7 protein-coding genes are annotated in these 5,941 nt (G+C 67.0%); 5 read left to right on the forward strand and 2 right to left on the reverse strand.

The features are described from left to right. Window positions 1–153 precede the first annotated feature (153 nt). The 3 genes from NS355_RS16360 to NS355_RS16370 all read left to right on the forward strand — a co-directional run bounded on the left by NS355_RS16360 (window position 154) and on the right by NS355_RS16370 (window position 3,285). On the forward strand, window positions 154–1,290 hold the full coding sequence (locus tag NS355_RS16360; protein WP_058746656.1) for a glycosyltransferase family 4 protein: 1,137 nt from the start codon (window positions 154–156) through the stop codon (window positions 1,288–1,290). Window positions 1,291–1,389: 99 nt separating this feature from the next. After that, window positions 1,390–2,793, forward strand: a complete 1,404-nt coding sequence (locus NS355_RS16365; RefSeq protein WP_058746657.1) for an NAD(P)H-dependent flavin oxidoreductase — start codon at window positions 1,390–1,392, stop codon at window positions 2,791–2,793. 6 nt (window positions 2,794–2,799) lie between these two features. Continuing rightward, window positions 2,800–3,285, forward strand: coding sequence for a hypothetical protein (locus NS355_RS16370; protein ID WP_084788054.1), 486 nt, complete (start codon window positions 2,800–2,802; stop codon window positions 3,283–3,285). Window position 3,286: 1 nt separating this feature from the next. Here NS355_RS16370 and NS355_RS16375 read toward each other — a convergent pair whose 3' ends face one another. Next, on the reverse strand, window positions 3,287–3,478 hold the full coding sequence (locus NS355_RS16375) for a hypothetical protein (RefSeq protein WP_058746658.1): 192 nt from the start codon (window positions 3,476–3,478) through the stop codon (window positions 3,287–3,289). Window positions 3,479–3,641: 163 nt separating this feature from the next. Between NS355_RS16375 and NS355_RS16380 the strand changes: the two genes are divergently transcribed. Then, a complete protein-coding gene (locus tag NS355_RS16380; RefSeq protein WP_058746660.1) occupies window positions 3,642–4,004 on the forward strand; it encodes a hypothetical protein in 363 nt (120 codons plus the stop codon). Window positions 4,005–4,028: 24 nt separating this feature from the next. Here the strand turns inward: NS355_RS16380 and NS355_RS16385 are convergent, their stop codons facing one another. Further along, window positions 4,029–5,027 (reverse strand): 2-hydroxyacid dehydrogenase, encoded by a 999-nt coding sequence (locus NS355_RS16385; RefSeq protein ID WP_058746661.1) that lies wholly within the window; start codon window positions 5,025–5,027, stop codon window positions 4,029–4,031. A 123-nt stretch (window positions 5,028–5,150) separates the two neighbouring features. Between NS355_RS16385 and NS355_RS16390 the strand changes: the two genes are divergently transcribed. Then, window positions 5,151–5,666 carry an SH3 domain-containing protein gene (locus NS355_RS16390; protein ID WP_084788056.1) on the forward strand — a complete coding sequence of 172 codons (516 nt, stop codon included), beginning with the start codon at window positions 5,151–5,153 and terminating at the stop codon, window positions 5,664–5,666. Window positions 5,667–5,941 lie beyond the last annotated feature (275 nt).

The raw sequence follows: 5,941 nt of genomic DNA on the forward strand, positions 1-5,941 counted from the left end.
ACCAGCGAAGCTGGTGGAGGGGGCGTGCCACACAGGACGTCCCCGTGTGGAAGCCCCCCTCCGTCAGGCCTTCGGCCTGCCACCTCCCCTTGCAGGGGAGGATGGTGGCGTTAGCGGTTTCCAACCCCGCCGCCGCCCGCTAATCCGGCGGGCATGGCCCGTCCGCTGAACATCCTGCATCTCCACTCCTCCTTCTCGCTGGGCGGCAAGGAGGCGCGGGCGGTCGCGTTGATGAACGCCTTTGGCGATGCCGCCAGGCATACCATCGTGTCCGCCATGCCCGACGAACTCGGTGCGCGCGATGCCATCGCCAAGGGCATCCGCTATGAGATCGCGCAGGACGCGCCGCCGCTGACCGGCAAGCCCTCGGTCAAGCGGTACGAGGTGATCGCCGCCTATATGCGCCGCTTCGACCTGGTGCTGACGTACAATTGGGGCGCGATCGACGGGGTGATGGCGCGCCGCGTCTACTCCAAGGGTGCGCCGCCGCTGGTCCATCACGAGGACGGGTTCAACGCCGACGAGGCGCGCGGCCTCAAGATCGAGCGCAACATCTATCGCCGTATCGCCTTGTCGGCGGCGGACGCGCTGGCGGTGCCGAGCCATATCCTGGAGGGCATTGCGCGCCAGACCTGGAAACAACCCGCCGAACGGGTCCATCGCATCCCCAACGGCATCGACACCATGCTCTATGCCCGCGACCCCGATCCCAAGGGCATTCCCGGTTTCGTCCGCCAGCCCAAGGAGATCGTCGTCGGCGCGCTGGCAGGACTCCGGACGGTCAAGAACCTGCCGATGCTGGTCCGCGCGATGGGCGGCATTCCCAACCGCTTCCGGCTGGTGATCGTGGGCGAGGGGCCGGAGCGGGCGAACATCATGCAGGCCGCCGCCGCCATGGGCATTGCCGACCGGCTGGTGATGCCGGGCTTTCTGGAGCGGCCATATAATTATATCCGCCATTTCGACATCGTCGTCTTGTCCTCGCTGTCCGAACAGGCGCCGATCTCGGTGCTGGAGGGCATGGCCGCCGGGCTTCCCATCGCCTCGCTGCCGGTGGGCGACGTACCGATGATGGTGTCCGAGCCCAATCGCCAGTTCATCGCCGACGCCCCCAACGAGGTGCGCCTCCGCGACGTGATCCAGGCGCTGATCGCGCATCCCGAGTTGCGCGCCCAGGCGGGCGCGGCCAATCAGGCACGGGTGCGCGCGGAATTCGACCAGGCGCAGATGGTCGCGCGCTACAAGGCGCTGTACGAAGGCGTATTGGGGCGGCCCGGCGCGCTAGGCTGAGGTCGGTATGGGGCTGGTACGGGCGTGTGTCGTTAATTCCCCTCGCTAAGCGAACCTAACACGCTATATGAAACCCTTTCGGACCAGTAAGGTGAAGACGTGTTCAAAGGCTTGAGCCCCATCCTGTACAACGGCCGCGAGGTTTGGCCGCTGATCGAAGGCGGGAAGGGCGTCGCGGCGACCAACCACGCTTCGGCGGGCGCCTGGGCGGCGGCGGGCGGCGTCGGCACCGTGTCGGCGGTGAACGCGGACAGCTATGACGCCGAGGGCAAGATCATTCCCCAGATCTACCGTGCGCTGACCCGGCGCGAGCGGCATGAGGAACTGATCGAATATGCCATCGAGGGCGCGGTCCAGCAGGTGAAGCGCGCCTGGGACATTGCCGGTGGCAAGGGCGCGATCAACATCAACGTGCTGTGGGAAATGGGCGGCGCGCAGCGGGTGCTGGAAGGCGTGCTGGCGCGCACCAAGGGGCTGGTCGCGGGCGTCACCTGCGGTGCGGGCATGCCCTACAAGCTGTCCGAGATCGCGGCGCATCACCAGGTCAGCTATCTGCCGATCGTTTCGTCGGGCCGCGCCTTCCGCGCGCTGTGGAAGCGGGCCTATTCCAAGGCGTCGGAATGGCTGTCGGCGGTGGTCTATGAAGATCCCTGGCTCGCCGGTGGCCATAACGGCCTGTCCAACGCCGAAGACCCCTTGCAGCCGCAAGACCCCTATCCGCGCGTGAAAGCGCTACGCGACACGATGCGCGAGGGCGGGATCTCGGACGAGGTGCCGATCGTGATGGCGGGCGGCGTCTGGTATCTTCGCGACTGGAACGACTGGATCGACAATCCCGAACTGGGCAAGATCGCCTTCCAGTTCGGCACGCGCCCGCTGCTGACCCAGGAAAGCCCGATCCCGGAAGAGTGGAAGCAGCGGCTGATGACGATCGAGGAGGGCGATGTCCTGCTCCATCGCTTCTCGCCGACCGGCTTCTATTCCAGCGCGGTGCGCAATCCCTTCCTGCGCAGCCTGGAAGCGCGCTCGGAGCGCCAGATCGCCTTTTCGACGCAGGAAGCGGGCGACCATGTCTTCCAGCTCGACGTGGGTGTGAAGGGCAAGAATTTCTGGGTGACGAAGGGCGACCTGCTGCGCGCACGCGAATGGTTCGGCGCGGGCTTCACCATGGCCCTGAAGACGCCCGACAACACGCTGGTGTTCGTGACCCCGGAAGAGGCCAAGGAAATCCGCAAGGACCAGGCCGACTGCATGGGCTGCCTGTCGCAGTGCCTGTTCTCCAGCTGGGCGGACAGCGAAACCAATTCGACCGGCCGTCTCGCCGACCCGCGCAGCTTCTGCATCCAGAAGACGCTGCAGGAGATCGCGCATGGCGGCGATGTCGAGCAGAACCTGATGTTCGCCGGGCACGCGGCCTATAATTTCAAGCGGGACCCCTTCTATTCGAACGGGTTCGTGCCGACCGTGAAGCAGTTGGTCGACCGCATCCTGACCGGGGACTGATCGGTCATGATGACGCCGGAACTCTGCGCGACGTTGCACAGCGTCGCAGGGGCGATGGCGTCATTTCCCGATGGCTGGTGGATCATCGGCAGCGCGGCGCTGACGCTGCACGGTATCGATGCCGGTCCGGTCGGTGATGTCGATCTGCTGATCGAGGCGGGGCTGGCCGATGCGGTGTTCGACCGGCTGGGTATCACGCCGGTGGTGTTACCGCCTGATCCGCTGTTCCGCTCGACGGCTTTCGCGCGCTGGGGGGCTACGCTCGTTCCGGTCGAGGTGATGGCCGGTCTCGATGTCGCCGTCGCCGGAGACTGGCAGCGGGTCGAGCCCTGCACGCGTCAGCGGATCATGAAAATCGACGGGCCGCTGTTCGTGCCCGACCAGCAGGAACTGCTCGCGCTGTTTCGCCTTTTCGGGCGGCCAAAGGATGCGCCGCGTATCCGGGCGCTGATGGCGGAAGCGGCAGGGAAGGCCGCCGCTCCCGCGAGATAGATTAGTCGGCGACGGTCCCGACGACCGCGCCCGCCGTACCGCCGACCGCCGCGCCACGCTGGACACTGCCGCCCGTGGCCGCCGCCACGCCTGCGCCGCCTGCACCACCGATGGCGGCGCCCTTCAACGTCGAACAGGCCGAGATCGACATCGCCGTGGCTGCCAGGGCGAAGGTAATTGCCAGCTTTTTCATGGTGGTAGCTCCCGTTGAATGACAGGAGGGGGAATGCAATCGTGCCGCAACGGTTCCGCATCGCAACAATTTGACATGGATCAGCGGCGCTGCTTCCCGCTGCCGTGTCGCGATGATCGAGCGCGAGGTTGATCCGGTCCATGGGCTGTGTCAGTCGCATGTCATGCAACCAGATATCCGCGCGATCATCGCCGCTTCGTCCCATGCGCTCGTGACCGGCAGGAAGGTGGCCGGTCTCTATGACCAGACGCTGGACCGTCACTGTCGCATCGCGGCGGAGGCTCGGGGGGAGCATCTGCAGGGGCTGGACGGCGACCGGAACGTGAAGTTCGGCGGCAGCCTGCCCGAACTGCGCGAAACCGGGAGCGGGGCTGCGATCTATATGGAAATCGCCGATGACGGTACGAAGGGCTTTGACCGCAGCAGTTCGGGCCACTTCACCTGCCGGGTCGAGGATCAGGTCGTCCAGCTTTACGATCATGCGGAGAGCGCGTGGTTCACCTTCGTCGTTCAGGGTGTCGACTGATCGCTCTCGGCGGCTGATGGTCGCTTAAAGCCACCCCTCCAGCACCTGATCCGGCGGGCGGTGGCCGTCGGCCCAGCTACGGATATTGGCGATGACCTTTTCGGCCGAGGCGACGCGTCCCTCCCATGTGGCCGAGCCCATATGCGGGGTCAGCACGACATTGGGGAGGGCGAGCAGGCGCGGGTCGATCACGGGTTCGTGCCGCCATACGTCCAACCCGGCGCCGGCCAGTTGCCCTTGCTCCAGCGCCTCGACCAGCGCATCCTCGTCGACGATCCCGCCCCGGCTGGCGTTGATGAGATAGACATGGGGGCGCATCAGCGCGATGCGGCGGCGATCGATCAGGTCGTGACTGTCGGCGTTGAGCGGCGTGTGGATCGACACGATGTCGACCGCCCCCAGCATCGCATCGAGATCGCCATACCAAGTCGCGCCCAGTTCCTGCTCGACGCTGGCGGGCAGGCGGCGGCGGTTGTGGTAGTGGATCGACAGGCCGAAGGCGCGCGCGCGCCGGGCGACCGCCTGGCCGATCCGCCCCATGCCGACGATGCCCAGCGCCTTGCCGCCGATCCGGTGGCCCAGCATCCCGCCGGGGCTCCAGCCCTTCCATGCGCCCGAACGGACCAGCTTTTCTCCTTCGGGCAGGCGGCGCGGCACCGACAGGATCAGCGCCATGGTCATGTCGGCGGTGTCCTCGGTCAGGACGCCGGGCGTGTTGGTGACGATGATGCCGCGCGCCCGCGCCGCCTTCAGGTCGATATGGTTCACGCCCGCGCCGAAATTGGCGATCAGCTTCAGGCGCGGTCCGGCATTCGCGATCAGGTCGGTGTCGATCGGATCGGTGACGGTGGGGACCAGCACGTCGCAGTCAGCCATGGCGGCGGCCAGTTGATCGCGGGTGAATTTTTCGTCGCCCTGGTTCGCCTGAGTCTCGAACAGCGCGGCCATCCGCTCCATGACGGGATCGGGCAGTTCGCGGGTGACGACCACCCTGGGGTTCAGGCAGCGGCGTGGATCGACCATGACCATCGGATTGCGGCAAGCCTGCGGGTCCGTCAACCGGCGATCGCACGCCCGAACATGGTTGAAGCGGCCCCCCGGCTCGGCGTAGAGCAACGCACAGGCGGGCAAGTGAAGGTACGGATGATGCGCAGGTCCATGGCCGGGCTGGCTGTTTTGGCGGCGACGCTGGCGAGCGGAATGCTGGCGGTGGGGCCGCTTGCCCCGATGGCGAAGGCCGCGACCGAAAAGCGGGCCTTGCCCTATTATGGGTCGATCGGCGCCTCGGTGGCGCGGATGCGGACCGGCCCGGCACGAACCTATCCCGCCAGCTGGAATTACCGCCGCGCCGACCTGCCCGTGAAGGTCGTCGCGGTGTTCAAGGAATGGCGCAAGGTCCAGGACCCGGACGGCACGGAGGGCTGGATGCTCGCCGTCCTGCTCCGCAACACGCGCACCGCCATCGTGCGCGGCACCGAGCCGCTGCCGATGCGCTCGGCCCCGGATGACGGGGCCAAGACCCTGTGGCGTGCGGCACCCGGCGTGGTCGGCCGCATCAGCGAATGCAACGGCGGCTGGTGCCGGTTCGACGTGAAGGGGCAGGCGGGGTTCGTGCCCGTCGGCTCGATCTGGGGCGTCGATCCGGGTGAGGTTCTGCCGTAAGGCCCGCTACGCACGTCCTGGCACGCCCTTCCCGCAGGCGGGAGGGAATGGGAGAGGGAAGGGCTGCGGGCGATGGTCTCGGTGAGACTCCGTACCCTCCCCCGACCCCTCCCGCTTGCGGGAGGGGAGGAAGAAGAGGGGGCTTTCGCGGCTGTGGGAGAGGCCGCAGGGGCGTGCCGGGCTCCGACCATCGCGTGGCACCCAGGTGAATGCCGCGAAGGACTTCTTTGCTCTCCACAAAACACGCCCCTCCCGCAGGCGGGAGGGGATGGGGG

The organism is Sphingomonas yabuuchiae, from assembly GCF_001477495.1.
In the GTDB taxonomy this organism is placed as follows: domain Bacteria; phylum Pseudomonadota; class Alphaproteobacteria; order Sphingomonadales; family Sphingomonadaceae; genus Sphingomonas; species Sphingomonas yabuuchiae_A.

What these genes read in the sequence shown, in the direction of transcription:
- NS355_RS16360 (WP_058746656.1), top strand. Translation starts at nt 154, where the DNA reads ATGGCCCGTCCGCTGAACATCCTGCATCTCCACTCCTCCTTCTCGCTG.
- NS355_RS16370 (WP_084788054.1), top strand. Translation starts at nt 2,800, where the DNA reads ATGATGACGCCGGAACTCTGCGCGACGTTGCACAGCGTCGCAGGGGCG.
- NS355_RS16375 (WP_058746658.1), bottom strand. Translation starts at nt 3,478, where the DNA reads ATGAAAAAGCTGGCAATTACCTTCGCCCTGGCAGCCACGGCGATGTCG.
- NS355_RS16380 (WP_058746660.1), top strand. Translation starts at nt 3,642, where the DNA reads ATGCAACCAGATATCCGCGCGATCATCGCCGCTTCGTCCCATGCGCTC.
- NS355_RS16385 (WP_058746661.1), bottom strand. Translation starts at nt 5,027, where the DNA reads ATGGTCGATCCACGCCGCTGCCTGAACCCCAGGGTGGTCGTCACCCGC.
- NS355_RS16390 (WP_084788056.1), top strand. Translation starts at nt 5,151, where the DNA reads ATGCGCAGGTCCATGGCCGGGCTGGCTGTTTTGGCGGCGACGCTGGCG.